The following is a 21,190-nucleotide window of genomic DNA, read 5'->3' as shown; positions in this document are numbered from 1 at the left end:
GGGTTCTGCACTTCCCGTGTCCTGAATTGTGTCGGGAGGACGAGGGGAGCGTGGTGCATCTACTTCCGCTGTCCCCGAGTCAGCGGGGTCTCTGGTACGCGCAAGCACTCCATCCTGATGTGCCCTTCACGATTGCCCAGTACGTAGAACTTCGAGGCGAGCTCGATCACGACCTCGTTCGTAAGGCATGTGTGCAGGGTGCACGCGACGTGGAGTCGGGCTTCCTTTTCCTCGTCGAAAAGGAAGGGCTTCCAGAGCAGGTCGTCGATGTCGAGTTCGACGACGACGTCCCGTACGTGGATTTCCGTTCGTGCGACGACCCCGAGGCTGCGGCCCACCGGTGGATGAGTGAGCGGTTCTCGCGGCCCATCGATCCGCTGCGCGACCGATTGATCGCGACGGCGCTGCTCCATGTCGCCGACGGCCGGTACTTCCTGTCCAGCTACGTCCACCACATAGCTCTGGACGGGCACGGCGCGATGATCATGCTCAACCGCTCCGCCGAGCTCTACTCGGCGTGGATTGCGGGGGAGGAGACACCGCCCGTCACGTCGATGCCCGTCGAGAAGATCGTCGAGTTCGAGGCTGCATATTCGGGGTCGAAACGTCAGACCGCCGATCGTGCCCACTGGCTCGAGCGGCTTTCCGACCTGCCCGAACCGATTTCGCTCGTCGAGGGCGTCGCTCCACCGAAGGTGCCGGCTCGCCATGCCGACGCCGAGTTGCTGTCCGAGGTCGCCGACGCCGTGACGGCTCTGGCCCACGATGCGAATTCGACCGACGTGCCGATCGTCGTCGCAGCCTTCGCAGCATTTCTGTCCCGCGCGTGCGGTACCGACGACGTGGTGCTCACGCTTCCGGTCTCGGCTCGCACCACCGCGCCGTTGCGTCGCTCCGCCGGAGCGATCTCCAACGTAGTTCCGCTGCGGGTACGCGTCGATCAGTCGGCGCCGGCCACCGATCTGATCCGCGACGTGCAGGTCGAACTCACCGGAGCCCTGCGTCATCAGCGCTACCGCTACGAAGACATGCTGGCCGACCTGCGCGAGATGGGCCGCGAGCACAGCGAGACCCGCAATGCGTTCGGTCCCGTCGTCAACCTGATGATGTTCCACCCGCAGATCGCGTTCGGCGACGTGATCGGCGACTACCACGTGCAGTCCACCGGACCGGTCGACGACCTGTCGGTCAACGTCTACCCGGGCGTCGCCGGCCGCACCATGCGCGTCGATTTCGAGGCCAACCCCGATCTCTACAGCGGCGAGCGCCTTTCGTCGCTGCACAGCCGTTTCCTCGGATTCCTGAAGGAGTTCGTGCAGAACACCAGCGTCGCAGTGGGCGATCTCGCCCTCGCCGACCCGGCCGAACTCGACGGTCTGGCTCCCGCCCGCGGACGCACCGCGCCCGAGCCGGAACTGTTGCTCGACGTCCTCACCCGCCACGCCGCGAGCGACACCGTCGCCGTCGTGGACGGACACGACAGCATCACCTACCGCGAACTCGACGCTCGCTCCGACGCGCTCGCTCATGCGCTGGTCGCGGCTGGTGCCGGACCCGAAGAGCGCGTCGCGGTGCTGCTGCCCCGCTCGATCGATTCGGTGGTCGCGTTGTGGGCCGTCGCCAATACCGGCGCCGCCTACACCCCGCTCGACCCCGAACTTCCCGCCCGTCGCCTCGACCAGGTACTGCGCGACGTGCGGATCGCCGTCGCCCATGATCACCCGGCGCTGCCCGAACACGTCACCCGCATCGCGCCGCCTGCCGACGGTTCCGCTGAGACCTTCACTGCCGAGCATCGCCTGCGGCCGCTGCACGTCGACAACACGGCGTGGGTCATCCACACATCCGGTTCCACCGGCACCCCGAAGGCGGTCGCGGTGGGCCACCGCGGAGTGTCGGCGCTCGTGTCGACGCTGCGCGATCGCTACCGCGCCGATGAGACGTCGCGGGTGCTGCACCTCGCGTCGCCGTCCTTCGACGCGTCCCTGCAGGAGCTGCTCCTCGCCTTCGACGCCGGCGCAACCCTGGTGATCTGCCCGCCCGACGCCGTCGGCGGACCGGCGCTGGCAACCCTGCTGCGCAGCGAATCCGTCACCCACGCGATCACCGCACCGGCGATCCTCGCCGTCACTCCCGACGACAGCCTGCCCGACCTGCAGGTTCTCGACGCCGGTGGCGAAGCGCTGCCGCAGGCCGTGGCCGACCGCTGGTCCGCCGGCCGCACCATGCTCAACGCCTACGGGCCCACCGAGACCACGATCCTCGCGACACTCAGCGACCCGCTGCAGCGCGGCGCGGGTGTGCCCATCGGCCGGCCGATCGACGGCATGACCGCCGCTGTCCTCGACGCCCGCCTGCATCCCGTGCCCGCCGGCGTGATCGGCGAGCTGTATCTCGGGGGGCCGGGAGTCGCGCGTGGCTACCTCGGCGCACCGGCCCTCACCGCCGAACGCTTCGTCGCCTCGCCGTTCGGTGGACGCATGTACCGCACGGGCGACCGCGCCCGCTGGACCACCGACGGGCACCTCGAATTCCTCGGCCGCGCCGACCAGCAGGTGAAGATCCGCGGCTACCGCATCGAACTCGGCGAGATCGAAGCCGCGCTCGTCGCCTTCGACGAGGTACAGGCCGCGACCGTCACCGTCCACGGCGAGCACATCGCCGCCTACGTCGTGGGCGACGTCGACCCCGCCGACCTCACCGTCCGCCTCGCCGACGAACTGCCCACCTATCTGCGTCCGTCGTCGATCACCGTGCTCGAGGCGTTGCCGCTCACGCCGGCCGGCAAGGTCGACCGGCGCGCGCTGCCCGCACCCGAGCGTGCTGTGGCCGTCGGATCGCGGCCGCCCAACGGCCCGACCGAGAAGATCGTCGCGGAGCTGTTCGTCGAGCTCACCGGCATCGACGACATCGGAGCCGACGACGACTTCTTCGCGCTCGGCGGTCACTCGCTCGGCGCCGCCCAGCTCGCCGCCCGTCTCGGTGCCGCATTGAGCCGCGACGTGCAGTTGCGCGACGTGTTCGCTCACCCGACCGTTGCCCGACTGGCGGCCGCCGCCGCGAAGCGACCCGAATCGGAATCGCGACCCGTCGCCATCCCAGACACCGGGCCGTCGCCGCTCGCCCCCGCGCAGCGCCGACTGTTCCTGCTCGCCCGGGCACACGGCGACCCGGCCGCCTACCACCTGCCGTTCGCGCTGCACCTCGACGGCGCGCTCGACCTGCCGGCTCTGCAGGCCGCGGTGGTGGACGTCCTCGACCGGCATGAAACCCTCCGCACACTGTTCCGCCTCGAGCTCGACGGCCCGGTGCAGGACGTGCTGCCCCTGGATCGTGCCGTCGCCGGTCTCGCGCTCGAACCCGAAACCGCCGAGGGTGACGTCGAAGCCCTCATCACCGAGTGGGCGGCCGAACCGTTCGACCTCACCGCGCAGATCCCGTTCCGCATCCGCTTGCTGCGACTCGCCGACGACAAGCACGTGCTCGCCGTCGTCGCCCACCACATCGCGCTCGACGGTGCGTCGTTCGTGCCGCTCACCGCCGACGTCGCCACCGCCTACCTCGCCCGCACGGCCGGGGAGGCGCCCGCGTGGACGCCGCTGCCGCTGCACTACCGGCACTACGCGCAGTGGCATCTCGATCGCCTCGGCGACCCGGCGGCACCCGACACTCGCGCCGGTCGCGAGATCGACTACTGGACCCGCACACTCGACGGTCTCGCCGATGCGGCGCCGCTGCCCACCGACCGTCCCGGCAACGGCGGCTTCGGTCCCGCTGCGGCCGTGGACTTCACGGTGCCGGCCGACCAGGTCGCGGCACTGCGATCCGTTGCCGCCGCGCACGACGCCACCACCTTCATGGCCGTGCACGCCGCCGTCGCCGTGTGGCTCGCCGCCTGGACCTCCGGGCACGACATCGCCATCGGCACCGGAACGGCCGGTCGCGACCACCCCGACCTCGACGCGCTCGTCGGCATGTTCGTCGGCACCGTCACCCTGCGGACGAATGTCGACCCGGCCGAGCCGTTCACGGCGCTGCTCGCGCAGGCCCGCGACACCGACCTCGACGCCTTCGCGCACGCCACCGTGCCGTTCGACTACGTCGTCGACGCCCTCGGTTTCTCACCCTTCCACGTGATGCTCGCCTACGACAACGTGGACGTGCCCGACCTCGAACTACCCGGCCTCACCGTGCGGCCTCAGGAGATCGCCTCGGCGCAGGCACGATTCGACGTCGAGATATCACTGCGCGAACTACGCGACGGATCGCTCACCGGCCGCCTCGTCTACGACACGAAACTGTTCGACGATGACACCATCGCCCGCTGGGTAACCCGCCTGAGCGGAGTGCTCGAGCAGGTCGCGCAGCATCCGTCGCTGCCCGTCGGCGACCTCGACCTCGGCACCCTCTCCGTCGAACCGGCCGAACCCGGCCCGGAGGCGACCTTCGCCGAGATCATCGACCGGTCGCCGGCTTGCGTGACCGAGCCCGGTGGACAGGCCGTCGAGATCCGCACGGCGGCACGCCCGCTCGCGTGGACGCTGATCGAGCAGGGCATCGGTACGGAAGACCGTGTGGCCGTCGTGCTCTCGCGGTCGACGCGGTCGGTGCTCGCCGCCGCGGCCGTGGCGCTGAGCGGCGCGGCCTTCGTGCCCGTCGCCCCCAACCAGCCCGCCGCACGCATCGCTCAGCTGCTCGGCGCATCCGGCGCGCGGTACGCGATCGTCGACGGCGACGTCGCGCTGCCCGACGGGATCGAGCCGATCGCCTTCACCGTCAAGGGCGACACCCGCCCGATCACCGATGCGGATCGAGTGCGGCCGCTGCACGTCGACAACACGGCCTACGTCGTCTACACCTCGGGATCCACCGGCCGGCCCAAGGGTGTGGTGGTCTCGCATCGTGGACTCGGCCCGCTCGCGCAGTCGTTCGTCGAGCGCTTCGACCTGCCCACCATCTCGGACACCGCAACCGACGCACGGGTGCTGCACTTCGCCACCCCCGCCTTCGACGGCGCGGTGCTCGAATACGTCCTGGCGCTCACCTCCGGCGGCACACTGGTGGTCGCGCCCGCCGACCTGTTCGGTGGCGACGAACTCGTGGAACTGCTTCGCGCCGAAGGCATCACCCACTGGTTCTCGACGCCCTCGGTGCCCACCCAGCTCGACCCCGCCGGACTCGACGCCCTGCGCACCATCGCGATCGGCGGCGAGGCGTGGCCGGTCGGGACCGCCGAACGCTGGGCGCCCGGCCGCACCCTGCTCAACGTCTACGGCCCCACCGAGACGACGGTGCTCGCCACGTCGAGCGAACCCTTCGCACCCGGCGACCGGCTCACCATCGGCACTGGCCTCGTCGGAGTCACCGCGGTGGTGCTGAGCGAACGCCTGCGACCCGTGCCCGAGTGTGTGACCGGCGAGCTGTATCTCGGGGGACAGGGCGTCGCCCGCGGCTACCTCGACGCACCCGCGCTCACCGCCGACCGGTTCGTCGCCAACCCGTTCGGCGCCGGGCGTCTCTATCGCACAGGCGATCTCGTCCGCTGGACAGGACACGACGACGACCGCGCTCTCGAATTCGTCGGCCGCAGCGACCACCAGGTCAAGATCCGCGGTTTCCGCATCGAACTCGGCGAGATCGACGCGACCTTACAGACCCACCCGGGTATCGGCACCGCCGTGACCGTGGTGCGCGGCGACACCCTCGCCACCTACGTGCACAGCCGCAACGGCCGCCTCGACCCGCACGAGATCCGCGAGTGGGCCGCCCAGCGGCTGCCCCGGCACATGGTGCCCGCGATCGTCACCGTGCTCGACGCCTTCCCGCTCACCAGCACCGGCAAGATCGACCGCGCCGCGCTGCCCGAGCCTGAGGTCACCGCGACTCGCACCGACGGATACCGCAGCGCCACCGAAGAACTCGTCTCCGGTGTCGTCGCCGACCTGCTCGATCTGCCGAGCGTCGCCGGATCCGACGACTTCTTCGCCGTCGGCGGCAATTCACTGCTCGCGACCCAGCTCGCCGCGCGCCTGCGGGGAGTCGCGGGTCGCCGGGTGGGTGTGCGCGACATCTTCGAGCACCCCACCGTCGCCGAACTCGCGAACCTGCTCGCCGAGGAACCCATCGGCGAGCACCTGCCGCTCGTGCACATCGACGACGACAGCGACGCGCCGCTCGCACCCGCGCAGCAGCGCATGTGGCTGCTCAACCGGTTCGACGTGGCCGACGGTATCGACGGCGGCGACCACATCGCCTTCGCGCTCGATCTCGACGCCGACACCGATCTCGACGCCGTACGTGCGTCCGCCGCCACCGTGCTGTCTCGCCACGACTCGCTGCGCACGGTCTTCCCCGACAGCCCGTCCGGCCCACGCCAGCACGTGCTGTCGTCGGTGACGCTCGACCTCGAGCCCGTCGACGCCGGCACCGACCTCGATGCGGAGATGACCGAATTCGCTCGCGCGCGTTTCGATCTCACCGTCGACCCACCGATCCGCACCCGGCTGTATCGGACAAACTCCGGCTACGTGCTCGCCGTGGTGATCGACCACATCGCCGCCGACGGCCTGTCGCTGCTGCCGCTCGGCCGCGACGCCGTCGCCGCCTACCGCGCCCACCGCGACGGGGAGACGCCGGACCTGCCGGCACCGGCGGTCACCTACCGCGACTACGCGCGCTGGCACCGGGCCGTGCTCGGCGCCGAGAACGATCCCGACAGTCTCGCGGCTCGGCAGCTTGCCTTCTGGAAGCAGACCCTCGACGACGCGTCGCCGCTGCTCGCGCTGCCCACCGACCGTCCCCGCACCGCGGCGACCACCGGTACCGCGGGTCGCGCGAGCTTCACGATCCCCGCCGAACTGCACGCCGCGATCGACAAGCTCGCTCGGGCCCACGACGTCACGCCGTTCATGGTGATGCACGCGGCCTTCGCGACGCTGCTGTCGGCACTCGCCGCCACCGACGACGTCACCATCGGCACACCGGTCTCAGGACGCAGCGACGCCGCGGTCGACGACGTGGTGGGCATGTTCGTCGGCACCGTGCCGCTGCGGTTGCGGGTGCATCCGCGCCGCACCTTCGCCGACCTGCTCGCCGACACCCGTCGCGCCGACCTCGACGCCTTCGCCCACGCCGACGTGCCGTTCGATCGCATCGTCGACGCGATGGGCGCCGGCACCGACGCGCACCACCCGTTGTTCCAGGTCATCCTGGCGTACGAGTCGTTCTCGCTCGACGAGTTCACGCTGCCCGGCAGCTCCAGGACAATCCGCGAGATCCCGGTGGGCACGGCCCGCGTCGACCTCGAGCTGACCGTCCGCGAACGCCGTTCCGAGACCGGTGTGCCGGCCGGTTTGGAAACGATCCTTACGTACGCGGACGAACTTTTGGATTCGCACACGATTGTGCAGTGGCAGTCGTGGTTCGTGCGTATCCTCGATGCCGTTACCGCCGACCCGGCTGTGTCGGTCGGCGGTATCGAGTTGGGCGACGCCGACCTCACCCCCGTCGGCGTCGCGCAACAACTTTCGGCAGAGTCGCTGCCCGAGCTGGTCGCGCAGCGCGTGGCCGACGATCCGGCGGCCGTCGCCGTGGTGGGGGACGGGTACTCCCTCAGCTACGGCGCGCTGTGGTCGCGTTCGGGCGCGCTCGCGAAACTCCTCCGCGAACGCGGCGTCACCGCCGAGGACGTCGTCGCCGTCGCACTGCCGCGCACCCCCGACCTCGTCGTCGCGATCCTCGCCGTCTCCCGCGCCGGCGGCATCTACCTGCCCGTCGACGTCACGCATCCCGCGACGCGCCTGCAGACCCTGTTCGACGACGCGCAGCCCTCGCTGGTCGTCACCGACAGCGACTTCACCGACGTCCGCGTGCCGACGCTGCGACTCGACGACCCGGAGGTGGCCGGCCGCCTCGACGACGGCGCGCTGTTCGACTTCCCGCTCGTCGCGGATCTCGGCGCCTACATCGTCTACACGTCCGGCTCCACCGGGACCCCCAAGGGCGTGCAGGTGACGCACCGCAACGTGCTGTCGCTGCTCGCCGCGACCGTCGACGAATTCGGGCTGCGCGCCGACGACGTGTGGACGCTGTTCCACTCGCCGGCCTTCGACTTCTCCGTATGGGAGATGTGGGCACCGCTCGCCACCGGCGCGTCCGTCGTCGTGGTCGATCACCTCACCGTGCGCGACCCGGCCGCCTTCGTGCAGGTGCTCACCAGCAACCGGGTGACGGTGCTCAATCAGACCCCCACGGCCTTCTACCAGCTCGCCGCCGCCGATCACGCGCCGCTCGAAGACCTGCGGCTGCTGATCTTCGGCGGCGAAGCCCTCGACCCCGCGCGGGTGCGCCCGTGGGCCGAAAGCCATCCGCATGTGCGGGCGGTCAACATGTTCGGCATCACCGAGACCACCGTGCACGTCACCTTCGGAGACGCCACCGCGACCGGCATCGGAACGCCGCTGCCCGGTCTCGCCGTCGACGTGCTCGACTCGTCGCTGCGCCCCGCCCTGCCCGGCGCGATCGGCGAACTGTACGTGCGCGGAGACCAACTCGCGCGCGGCTACCGCGGACGCCCCGGCCAGACCGCGACCCGTTTCGTCGCCGCTCCCGGTGGCACCCGCCGCTACCGCACCGGTGACCTCGGCCGCCGCGACACCAGCGAGGCGCTGCACTATCTCGGTCGTGCCGACCAGCAGATCGAATTGCGTGGCTACCGCATCGAGCCCGGCGAGATCGAAGCCGCCCTGCTGCGCAGCGAGGGCGTGCGCCAGGCCGTCGTGCTGCTGCGCGACGACCGTCTCGTCGCCTATCTCGTCGGCGGCGACGCCACCGCGGCGCTGCGCGACCTGCGCCGCAGCCTGCCCGACTACCTCGTCCCGTCGGCCGCCGTGGTCCTCGACGCGCTGCCGCTCACCGCCAACGGCAAACTCGACCGCGCTGCGCTGCCCACCCCCGACGTCACCGCCGGTGGGGGAGCGGCACCGCACGGACCGGTCGAGGAACTCGTCGCGGACGTGTGCGCCGAACTGCTCGGCATCGCCCCCGGCACCCTCGGCGCCGACGACGACTTCTTCCACCTCGGCGGCAACTCGTTGCTCGCCACGCGACTGGCCGGTCGCGTGTCGGACGTGCTCGACTCCGACGTCACCGTGCGCGACGTCTTCGAGAACCGCACCGTCGCAGCGCTCGCTGCCTTCGTCGACGAGAACGGTGAGACCGGCTCGCGCCGTGCGCCTCTCGTCGCCGACCCCGACGCACCCGCTCCGCTGTCGGCGGCGCAGCAGCGCCTGTGGTTCATCAACCGCTTCGACCCGACATCGCCGAGCTACAACCTGCCCTTCGTGGTGCGGCTCGACGGGAACCTCGACGTCGACGCCCTCGCCGCTGCGGTGGCCGACGTGCTCGAACGGCACCGCACACTGCGCACCGTCTACCCGGCCGCCGACGAATACACCGTGCTGCCCGCCGCGCGCCCCGATCTCGACCCGGTGGCCGTGCCGGAGGACGCTCTCGACGAGTTCGTCCGCGACTGCGCCACCACCGGCTTCGACCTCACCGTCGAACCTCCGGCCCGCATGCGGCTGTACCGGACGGCACCCGACCGGCACGTGCTGCTCGTCGTCCTGCACCACATCGCGGCCGACGGCTGGTCGCTCACGCCGCTGCTGCGCGATATCGCCGTCGCCTACGACGCCCGCCTCAGCGGCGCGAGCCCCGAGCTGCCGGAACTGCCCGTGCAGTACACCGACTACGCGCGGTGGCAGCGCAGCGTCGCCGACGAGCAGATCCCGTACTGGCTGGGCGAGCTCGCCGACCTGCCCGACGAGGTGACCCTGCCCGGCGACCGTCCGCGACCCGCGCAGCCCACCGGACACGGTGCCGCCCATACCGTCTCGCTCGACGCCGACCTCGTCCGCGGACTGCACGAGCTGGCCCGTGAAGGTCGCGCGACGGTGTTCATGGTGCTGCACGCCGCGCTCGCGGCCCTGCTCGCGCGGCACGGTGCCGGCCGCGACATCCCTATCGGCACCGCTGTTTCCGGTCGCGGCGACCCGCAGCTCGACGACGTCGTCGGTATGTTCGCCGGCACCCTCGTGCTGCGCACCGACGTCGACCCCGCCACCACCTTCACCGACCTGCTCGCGCAGGTGCATCGCCGCGACCTCGCCGCCTACGGCAACCCGGACGCACCGTTCGAGACACTCGTCGAGAAGCTGCAGCCCGCCCGCAGCGAAGCACGGCACCCGCTGTTCCAGGTGGCTTTGTCGCAGGCACGACCCGTCGCGTCGACGTTCGCGTTGCCCGGCCTGAACGTCACCGCCGCGCCTGTCGACACCGAGACGGTCAACGTCGACGTGCAGGTCACCGTCACCGAGCAGCAGGACGGCATCGACCTCGAATTCTTCTACAGCACAGACCTGTACGACGCCGACACCGTCGCCGGCTACGCCGATCGTCTGCGCACGATCCTGAGCGCCGCTGTCGCAGATCCGGATGTGCGGATCGGCGAGATCGACCTGCACAGCGACGCCGGCCTGCCCACTGTCGGCGCCACGCCGGGTGCATCGCGGTCGCTGCGCCAGTGGCTCGCGCAGGGCGCGGCTGCCGGCGGCGAGGAACTCGCGATCGTCGACGACGACCGCGAACTGTCGTATCCCGAACTGCTCTACTATTCCGACGCTCTCGCCGCGCGTCTGCAACTCGCCGGGGTGCGCCCGGGCGATCCGGTCGCGTGCGCCTACCCGCGTTCGCTCGAATCCGTGCTCGCCGTGTGGGGCATCATCGGCGCCGGCGCCGCACCCATGCTCGTCGACCCCACCGCCCCCACCGCACGCCTGGCCGAGATGCTCGCCGACGTGCGCGTGGGAGTCGGTGAAGCGCCGGCACTTCCGGCGACCGTGCGGTGGCTCGAGGTGACCTCCGACGACGAGGAACCGCTCGCCGACGTCGTCGATCCCGTACCCGACGCCCCCGCCTACTTCGTCTTCACCTCCGGCACCACCGGGCACCCCAAGGCCGTCACCGTCACTCAGCGCGCCGCGAGCGCGTTCGCCGAGGACATCGGCGAATACCTCGCCGCTTTCCCGGGTGATCGCGTCCTGCACGTCGCGGCACCGTCGTTCGACGCCGCGATGCTCGAGATGCTCACCGCCGGCATCTCCGGCGCGACGCTCGTGGTGGCCGACGCCGACAGCTACGGTGGCGCCGCGCTCGGCGACCTGCTCGACAGCGCCGCGATCACCCACGCGGTGATGACGCCGTCGACGCTCGCGACCGTGCCGGTGCGCGACCTGCCGGCCCTCCGCACCCTCGTGCTCGGCGGCGACCGCCTCACCCGCGAGATCGTCGACCGCTGGGGAGACGGCCGCACTCTCATCAACAGCTACGGTCCGGCCGAGGCCACGATGTTCGTCACCAACTCGCAGCCCCTGCGACCCGGCGACGACATCGTCATCGGCACCCCGGTCCGCGGCGTCACCGTCGAGGTCCTCGACGAGGGACTGCGTCCCGTGCCCGCCGGCGTGGTCGGCGAACTGTACGTCTCGGGGCCGCGACTCGCGTCGGGCTACCGGGATGCCGCCGCGCGCACCGCGGCGCGGTTCGTCGCCGGACCCGGCGGCCGCCGCTACCGCACCGGCGACCTTGTGCGCTGGACCCGCGCCGGCGCCCTCGAATTCGTCGGCCGCAGTGACAACCAGATCAAGCTGCGCGGCGTGCGCATCGAACCCGGCGAGATCGACACCGCTCTCACCGCTCTCGACGGCGTCGACCGGGCCGTGACCCTCGTGCGCAGCGGCCGCCTCATCTCCTACGTCACCGGTGAGAACCTCGACGACTCAGACCTGCGAGCCCAGCTGCGCACCGTTCTGCCCGCGCATCTCGTGCCCACCGCGATTGTGCCGCTGGCCGCGATCCCGCTCACCTCCCACGGCAAGGTCGACGACGCCGCACTGTCCGAACCCGCCGCCGGGGAAGGCAGTGAACCGCGCACGGAGACCGAAGCGCTCGTCGCCCGCATCATCGGCGACGTCCTCGGCGACGGCACCGCGGTGGGACGCACCGACGACTTCTTCGCCGTCGGCGGCAACTCGCTGCTCGCCACCGTCCTCGTCGGACGCCTGCGTGACGAGACCGGCACCGACGTGCCGCTGCGCACCGTCTTCGCGAACCCCACCGTCGATGCGCTCGCCGCCGCCCTCGACGCCGGTGGTTTCGACACCGACGCCGGACCCGTCGCCGTGTCGCCGCGACCGGAACGGATCCCGCTCAGCCGCGCCCAGCGTCGCTTGTGGGGACTGAGTTCGCTTGCCCCCGATGCCTACCGGCTGCGCAGTGAGGTCAACCTGAGCGGACCGCTCGACCTCGGTGCCCTGCAGGCCGCGCTCGGCGACGTCGCGCTGCGCCACGAGATCCTGCGCACCGACTACATCGTCGACGGCGACGGTGTGTACCAGCAGGTCCACGAGGCGCCGCGCAGCGATCGGTGGCGTGTGCGCCTCGAACGCACCGGCCCCGACCAGCACGTGCTGCACCTCGACGTCGACCATTCGATCGCCGACGGCACGTCGCTGCGGCCGCTGCTGCGCGACCTCACCATCGCGTATCTCGCCCGCGTGAACGGCGCGGCACCGCAGTGGGAACCGCTGCCGCTGCAGTATGCCGACTACGCCCTGTGGGAAGCCGAACGCGGCATCCCGGAACGCGACCTCGAGCACTGGCGACGCGCCCTCGACGGACTGACCGTCACCGAACTGCCCGCCGACGCCACCGGAACCGACACCGGTGCGCGCAGCGTCGACTTCACGGTGCCCGCCGATGTGCGCGCCGCGCTCGCCGAACTCGCCCGCGCACACGGCGCCACCGAGTTCATGGTGCTGCACGCCGCGCTGTCGGTGCTGCTCGCGCGGCTCGGCGGCAGCGGCGACATCGCCGTCGCCGCCGTGGTGGGCGGACGCCGCTGGGCGCAGCTCGAAGACCTCGTCGGCCCGTTCCTCGACACCCTCGTGCTGCGCGCCCGCGTGGCTCCGGACATGTCGTTCGCCGGACTGCTCGGCCAGGTCCGCGACTTCGACGTCGCCGCCTTCGATCACGTCGCCGTGCCCTACGAGCAGCTGCTGTCGGAGTGGCAGAGCGGTGCACCGCAGGTCGCGCTGGCGCTGCAGGACTTCGGCATCGACCCGATCAGCCTCGGAGAGCTCACCGTCGAGGCGCGCGAAGTCCTCGACGACACACCGAAGTTCGACCTGCAGTTCACGCTCGCCCCGCGACCCGACGGCTACACCGGCACGCTCGTGTTCGATGCCGCCCGCTTCGCCGGCCGCACTGCCGACCTGCTCGCCAGCCGTTTCGTCGCGTTGCTCGGCAGCCTGGCGAGCGCACCCGACAGGACCATCGGTGAAGTGGCCGTCGACGCCCCGGCCGCCGCCCTCGACGGCGGCGAACCGGCCCCGGCACGCACACTCGCCGAGATGTTGCGCGCCACCGCCGCCGCCCATCCCGACCGGGAAGCCCTGCGCGGCGACGGCGAATCGCTCACCTACCGCGAACTCGACGAGCAGTCCGACACCCTCGCCGAGGAGCTGCGGGCCGACGGCGCGCGGGACGGGAAGATCGTGCGCATCGACGCACCGCGCAGCGTCGACTACATCCGCACCCTGTGGGCCATCACCAAGACCGGTGCGGCCTTCACGCATTCGCGGCAGGTGGGGGAGACGTGCCTGCCCGGCACCGCCTACGTCGTGTCCACCTCCGGGTCCACCGGCACCCCGAAGCGGGTCGCGGTGACGCACCGCGGACTCGCCCCGCTCGCCGCCGAAGTGGCCGAGCGTTACCGGGTCGAGCCCGGAGACCGCGTGCTGCACGGCTATTCACCCGAGTTCGACGCGGCACTGCTCGAACTGCTGCTCGCCCACACCACCGGCGCGACGCTCGTCGTCGCACCCCCGGACGTCTACGCCGGGCAGGACCTGCACCGCTACCTCGCCGAACAGCGCATCACCCATTACCTGTCGACCCCCACGGTGCTCGGCACCCTCGATCCCGAGGGACTGCCCGACCTGAAGGTCGTCGCCTCCGGTGGCGAATCACTGTCGCCGTCGCTCGCCGCGCGCTGGGCCGACGGCCGCGTGATGCTCGACGCGTACGGGCCGACGGAGGCCACGATCGTCGCGACCCTGGTCGACATCGAACCCGGCACCCGCCCGAGCATCGGCAAGCCCGTCCCCGGCACCGTCGCCCACGTGCTCGACGCGCGCCTGCGTCCCGTGCCGGCCGGAGCCGTCGGCGAGCTGTACCTCGCGGGTGAAGGCCTCGCCGCCGGATATCTCGACGACCCGGCCCGCACCGCCGAACGTTTCGTCGCCGCCCCCGGCGGTGTCCGCATGTACCGCACGGGCGACCGCGTCCACCGCCGCGTCGACGACACCCTCGGCTACCTCGGCCGCACCGACCGCCAGCTCAAGGTGCGCGGCGTGCGCATCGAACCCGGCGAACTCGAAGCGACGCTGCTCGCCCAGCCCGGCATCCGGCAGGCCGCGGTGGTCGCGGTGAGCGGCACGCTCGTCGCGTTCGCGGCCGGACCGGACCTGTCGGCCGACGACATCACCGCGCGACTCGCGCTCGTCGTGCCGCCGCACCGCATGCCGACCCGCGTGCACGCGCTCGACCAGCTGCCCCTCACGTCCAACGGCAAGCTCGACGTCGCAGCGCTCGAACTGCACGACGCCGCCGCGCTCGACGACGACGCTGCCCTCGATCGTCCGCTCACCGATGCCGAGGATCTCGTCGTCACCGTCGCCGAGGACGTGCTCGGCGCTCGCCCGGCCGCGCACCGTGGGTTCTTCACCGCCGGCGGCGACTCGCTGTCGGCCGTCGTGTTCGCCGCGCGGCTGAGCGAGGCGTTCGGTACCGACGTGCCGGTGCGCGAGGTGCTCGCCGCCCCGACCCTGGCCGCGCTCGCCGCCCGCATCGAATCCGGCGACGACCAGCGCGTCGCGCTGCGGCCCTACGACGATGACACCCCGGCACCGATCGCACCCGCGCAGCGCCGCCTCGGCATCGTCGCGCGGTCCGAGACCGGCACCGCCGGCTATCTCGTGCCGGTCGTGCTGACGCTGAGCGGCGACCTCGACGTCGACGCCCTCACCGCCGCGGTGAGCGACGTCGTCGACCGCCACCGCGTGCTGCGCACCGCCTTCACCGACGACGTGCAGGTGCCCGTCGCCCCGCCGGTGCTCGAACACTCCGCTCCGGAGGACGTCGCCGCGGCTGTGACCGCCACGATCACCGCGCCCTTCGACATCACGACGCAGGCCCCGATGCGGATCCGGTTGTTCGACGTCGAACCCGGCCGCTGGGTGCTCGCCGCCGCGGTGCACCACATCGCGTTCGACGGCGCGTCCGTCGGTCCGCTGCTCACCGATCTCGCCGTCGCCTACGCCGCGCGTCGCGGGGGAGAGACACCGGTCTTCGAGTCGCTGCCCGTCACCTACGGCGACTACGCGCGCTGGCAGCACGAACTGCTCGGCGACGCCGCCGACCGGAGCTCGCTCGCCGCTCGCCAACTCGACTACTGGGCAACCACACTCGACGGTCTGCCCGACAGCCCGCTGCCGCTGCCCGCCGACCGGCCGCGCCCCGCGCAACCGACCCACCGGGGCGCGCAGATCGTCTCGAAGCTCGACGCCGAGACCCACCGCCGCCTCCGGGACGTCGCGCGCAGCCACGACGTCACCGTCTTCATGCTCGTCCACGCGGTGCTCGCCGCGATGCTCGCGCGTCGCAGCGGACGCAGCGACATCGCCGTCGGCACCGCTATCGCGGGTCGCACCGATGCCCGTCTCGACCGGCTCGTCGGCATGTTCGTCGGCACCGTCGTGCTGCGCACCGCGGTCGACCCGGCGCGCCCGTTCGCCGACCTGCTGCGCGACGTGCGGGCCACCGATCTCGGCGCGCTCGCGCACGCCGACGTGCCGTTCGACGAGGTCGTCGCCCGTCTCGCACCGCGCCGCGACCCGTCGTACAGCCCGCTCTTCCAGGTGCTGCTCACGCACCGCGTCGAGGCCGGCGAGGTGCTGCCGCAACTGCCGGACGTGCAGATCGCCGAGACCGACGCCGGGGAACCGGCCGCGCAGTTCGACGTGGTCGTCGAACTCGTCGAGCGCGAGGCCGGACTCGACCTGCGCCTGGTCTACGCGACGGATCTGTTCGACGACACCACCGGCGACGCGATGCTCACCGACCTCGTCGCGATGCTTGCTGCGGCCCTCGCAGAACCCGAACGCGCCGTCGGCGATCTCGCCGTGCCGGTGCCCGCACCGCTGTCGACTCCGGCCGTCGCGCCGCGCACCCTGCCCGAGATCCTCGAGACTGCCGTCGAGCAGCATCGCGGACGCATCGCGGTGCGCTCCGGCACCGTCGCGTGGACGTACGGCGGACTCGACGCCCGCGCCGACGAGATCGCCTCCGTGCTCGCCTCCCACGGCGTGCGCCGCGGAGACCTCGTCGCGATCGCGGTGCCGCGCAGCGAATACTGGCCGCTGGCAGTCTGGGCCGTCACCAAGCTCGGGGCGGCATGGGTGTCGGTCGATCTCACCCAGCCCGAGGCGCGCAGCGCCGCGATCCTCGCCGACTCCGGCGCCCGGATCGGGCTGACCGTCGGCGGCCGCGAGCTCGGATACCTGACCTGGATCGATCTGACCGCCGACCGGAGCATCGGCTTCGACGAGACGCAACCGCCCACGCCCTCAGTGACATACGACGATCTCGCGTACACGATCTACACCTCCGGCACCACCGGCACCCCGAAGGGTGTCGAGGTCACCCACCGCGGCCTGGCGACCCTGCTCGAGCTGCAGAGCGCCGTCGCCGGACTCGGCCCCGAATCACGTGTCCTGCAGGTCGCCTCGCACACCTTCGACGCCGCGGTCTTCGAACTGCTCTCCGCCCACGCACACGGCGGTGCGCTCGTGATCGCCCCCGATCACACCTTCGCCGGGGAGCCCTTGCGCGAGTTGATCGCCGACGAGCGCGTCACGCACCTCAACATCACGCCCACCGTGCTGGGAACGCTCGACCCCGACGCCATCGAGCCCGCGACGATCATCGTCGCGGGGGAGACCCTCCCGGCCGCGCTGGTGCGCCGCTGGTCGCGGCACCGGATCTTCAACGGCTACGGACCCACCGAATTCACCGTCGCCCTGTCCCATTCGTCCCGGCTGAGCGGTGAGGGGAAACCGAACATCGGCACTCCGGTGGCGGGAGCCACCGCGTACGTGCTCGACGCACGGCTGCACCCCGTACCGCGCGGCACCGTCGGCGAACTCTACGTGACCGGCGACAGCATGGCGCGTGGATACCGGAACGAATCCGGGCTCACGGCAACACGATTCGTCGCAAATCCGTACGGCGAGGCGGGGTCGAGGCTGTACCGGACCGGAGACATGGTTCGGATCCTTCCGAACGGGGTACTGGATCACGTGGCCCGAGTGGACGATCAGGTGAAGATCCACGGAATCCGTGTCGAACCCGCCGAGGTCGACGCCGCCCTGCTGTCCCGTCCGGGAGTCGCGGCGGCCGTGACCGTTCCGCATCCCGGACGTGACGGCGACACCGTGCTCGTCTCCTATGTCCAGCCCGAGACCGGCACCGCACCCGACACGGCAGCATTGCGTCGCGCGCTCGTCGCTGACCTGCCGCGTCACCTGCGGCCGGTGAGCATCACCGTCGTCGACGCACTGCCGCTGATGGCATCCGGCAAGGTCGACCGCGCGGCGCTGCCCGCCCCCGACACCGCCGTCGACGAACCATATGTGGCGCCGCAGGGACACATCGCGCAGACCGTCGCCGCGGTGTTCGCCCGCCACCTCGACCGGCCGATCGACGAGATCTCTGCTGACCGAAGCTTCTTCGACCTCGGTGGCAGTTCCATCGCGGCCGTCACCGTCGCCGGTGAACTGCGCGACGAGCTCGGCGCCGACGTTCCCGTCGAGTGGCTGTTCACCAGCCCGGATCTCGCGTCGCTCGCCGACCGCATCGACCACGGCCGCAGTAATGACGAACGCGACCCGCTCGGCAGCCTCGTCGAGATCGCCGGTCGCGGTGACGAGAAGCCGCCGTTGTTCTGCGTGCACCCCATCAGCGGACTCGCATGGATGTACGCCGGTTTCGCGCAGCATCTCGACGGCCGTACCCTCTACGGTCTCCAGGCAACGGGCTTCGACGACATTCCGGACAGCATCGGCGAACTCGCCGCGCGGTATGTGGCCGAAATCCGTAAGGTGAGGGCCGATGGTCCCTACCACCTGCTGGGCTGGTCGGTGGGCGGCACCATCGCACACGAGATGGCCGTGCAGCTCCGCGAGCACGGAGAGCAGGTCGGTGCGGTAGTGCTGCTCGACACGCTCACGCCCGAGACTGTGCCTGCCGAGCCCCACCCGACGGCAGAGAACGTACCCGACATCGCCGGGCTGCCCGAAGAACTCGTCGCCGAGGTCCGGCGCCGCACCGACGCCGCCGCGCAGGCCGTCGAAGACGCGGTGCGCCGACACACCCTCAGCGAATACGACGGCGACATCGACCTGGTGGTCGCCGAACCCGATCTCGACCGGCACCCAGATCTCGCCGCCACCTGGCAGCGATATGTGCGCGGTCTCGTCGTCGAACATCCGGTGCCGTTCACGCACTCGGAACTGGCCGATCCGGACGCGGTGCGTGCGATCGGCCCGGTGCTCGACAGCGTGCTCGAGCGCCACGACGACCCCCACACCGCGCCCACCGGGTGCGCACGCAGTGTTACCGCAACGAGGGAGACGCCCTGATGGAAGTACATGATTACCTGCGAATTCTGCAGGCGAGGTGGAAGATCGTCGCCGTCACGACGGTGGTGGCGGTTCTTGCCGCCCTCGGCGCCTCCCTGCTGACCACGCCCCAGTACGAAGCCAAGACACGCCTGTTCGTGTCGACCTCGTCGGGCGCATCGGTGCAGGAGATCTATCAGGGCAACCTGTTCTCGCAGCAGCGAGTCACCTCCTACACCGAACTGCTCGAGGGCACCACCCTCGCGCAGCGCACCCTCGACAAGCTCGGTCTCGGCGAGATGTCGGCCGTCGATCTCGCCGGCAAGGTGACCGCCTCGTCGACCCCCGACACGGTGCTCATCGACACCGCCGTCACCGACGAGTCGCCCGAGCGTGCCCGCGACCTCGCCAACGCACTGTCGGACGAGTTCGTCGTCATGGCACGCGAACTGGAGACCCCCGAGGACGGCGGCCCGCCTACCGCCCGCGTGGTGGTCGAGCAGTACGCAGCCACGCCGTCGTCGCCGGTGACGCCGAAGACCACGCGGAACGTCGCGCTGGGTCTGGCCGTCGGTCTGCTGCTCGGTATCGCCCTTGCGGTGCTGCGTGACCGCCTCGACAACACCATCAAGGACCGCAACGCCGTCGAGGATCTCGCCGGCACCGGTGTGGTGGGTGTGATCCCGCTCGACAAGGCCCGCCAGGAAGAGCCGGCGATCGTGTTCGCGGAAGCCAACAGCGGCGACGCCGAGGCCTACCGCGAGATGCGGACCAACCTGCAGTTCCTCGAGGTCGACAACCCGCCGCGCGCGATCGTCGTCACCAGCTCGCTGCCCGGCGAGGGCAAGACCACCACGGCCGTCAACCTGGCCCTGGTGCTCGCCGAGGCCGGTCACTCCGTCGTGCTCGTCGAAGCCGACCTGCGCCGTCCGCGTGTGACCAAGTACCTCGGCTCGCTCGGCGACGCCGGCCTGTCGAACGTGCTCGCGCACACGGCCTCGCTCGAGGACGTGCTCCAGCCGACCCGTTTCGACGGCATGTGGGTGCTCGCGGCCGGCGGTCTGCCGCCCAACCCGTCCGAGCTGCTCGGTTCCGCGCATGCGCGGGAGGTCATCGAGGACCTGCGGTCGCGCTTCGACTACGTCATCATCGACGCGCCGCCGCTGCTGCCCGTCACCGACGCGGCGATCCTCACGAACATCGCCGACGGTGCGCTGCTCATCGCGCGTTACGGCAAGACCACCCGCGAGCAGTTCGGTCGGGCCGTCGGCAACCTGCGTGCGGTCAATGCGCCCGTGCTGGGCACGATCCTGTCCATGACCCCCACCAAGGGGCGTGGCAGTGCCTACGAGTATCGGTATTACTACAGCTCCGACAAGGACGGTGCCACCCCGGCAGCCGCTCAGACGAGCACGCCGGCGACGCAGCGTGTCGGTGCACCGGCACCGACCGCACCGACCGCCCAGCCGGATGCGCAGGCGCAGACGACCGCGTCGGCACCCGTCGAGGGACCGGCCCGGCCGCAGAACGGTCAGCATCATGTCGAGCCGCCGGCCACGCAGGCCTACCCGGCGCCGAGCAACGACGCCTACCACTACCGCGCTGCGGAGCAGTTCCCGCCGGCGCCGCAGCCGGCATCGGAGCGGTACGGCAGTGAGCCCTACCAGGCGCCGCAGGCGTACTCCGCCTCGGAGCCGCTGTCGCGGCCCGTGGTGCACGCACCGCGACGCCCGGTGAACGACTCAGGCTCGGAGAGCGGCGAGGAGAGGTAGCAGCAGGTCGGCGATCTCGGATCCGACCGTGACGAACGTCTCCTCGTCTCGGCCGATCGGGTCGACGATGTCCTCCGGCCCGGGTGCAGACATCTGCGCCCGGGCCGTCGTCAGTTCTGCGACGGTGCGCGCCCCGGTGGCGTTCTGCAGCCTGGCGGCCTCGCGCAGCGTGAACGTCACGCGCATCCTGCGCGGTGCGAGCTGGACGACCTTGGCGCGGTGCCGCTCGCTCATCGTGATGATCATGTCGGAGTCCTCCGCGATCTGCGGGGTGATCCGACGCGCGGCGAATCCGTCCGGATCGCCTCCGAGCTGCTGCAACACGAGTGCCGCGGTGGGTTCCATGCCGTAGCCGACCATCGCCCGGGTGCCGGCGCTGTGCGCCGAGAGGTCGTCGCGACCGGCCTCGGCCGCGTATGCGGTGGTCAACCTCTCTGCGGTGGGTGATCGGCAGATGTTTCCGGTACACACATAGAGAATCCGCATTCGGCGATCCTATGGGAGACGCCTTCCGGACGCTCAGGAGACATCTGTGGAGTGCTCGGTCCCGGTGTACGTCATCCGAACGGCCCTCGTGACCGATCGGTAACGTTCTGTACCATCGTCGGTGATTTCGGGCGC

The 21,190-nt window shown here is 71.1% G+C and carries 3 protein-coding genes; 2 read left to right on the top strand and 1 reads right to left on the bottom strand.

Annotated elements, in window-relative coordinates:
• Positions 1-53 precede the first annotated feature (53 nt).
• A complete protein-coding gene (locus tag AC0LPE_RS19820) occupies positions 54-18,818 on the top strand; it encodes an amino acid adenylation domain-containing protein (protein ID WP_490606374.1) in 18,765 nt (6,254 codons plus the stop codon).
• Positions 18,818-20,569, top strand: coding sequence for a tyrosine-protein kinase domain-containing protein (locus AC0LPE_RS19815; protein WP_490605050.1), 1,752 nt, complete (start codon positions 18,818-18,820; stop codon positions 20,567-20,569). The genes AC0LPE_RS19820 and AC0LPE_RS19815 overlap by 1 nt, the downstream gene beginning before the upstream one ends.
• Here the strand turns inward: AC0LPE_RS19815 and AC0LPE_RS19810 are convergent.
• Positions 20,540-21,055 carry an arsenate reductase/protein-tyrosine-phosphatase family protein gene (locus tag AC0LPE_RS19810; protein WP_192378522.1) on the bottom strand — a complete coding sequence of 172 codons (516 nt, stop codon included), beginning with the start codon at positions 21,053-21,055 and terminating at the stop codon, positions 20,540-20,542. The genes AC0LPE_RS19815 and AC0LPE_RS19810 overlap by 30 nt on opposite strands.
• Positions 21,056-21,190: the final 135 nt, after the last annotated feature.

The organism is Rhodococcus sp. S3 (genome assembly GCF_058211795.1).
The sequence above is the reverse complement of the archived record's forward strand: the minus strand, read 5'-3'. Positions and strand labels throughout refer to the sequence as shown.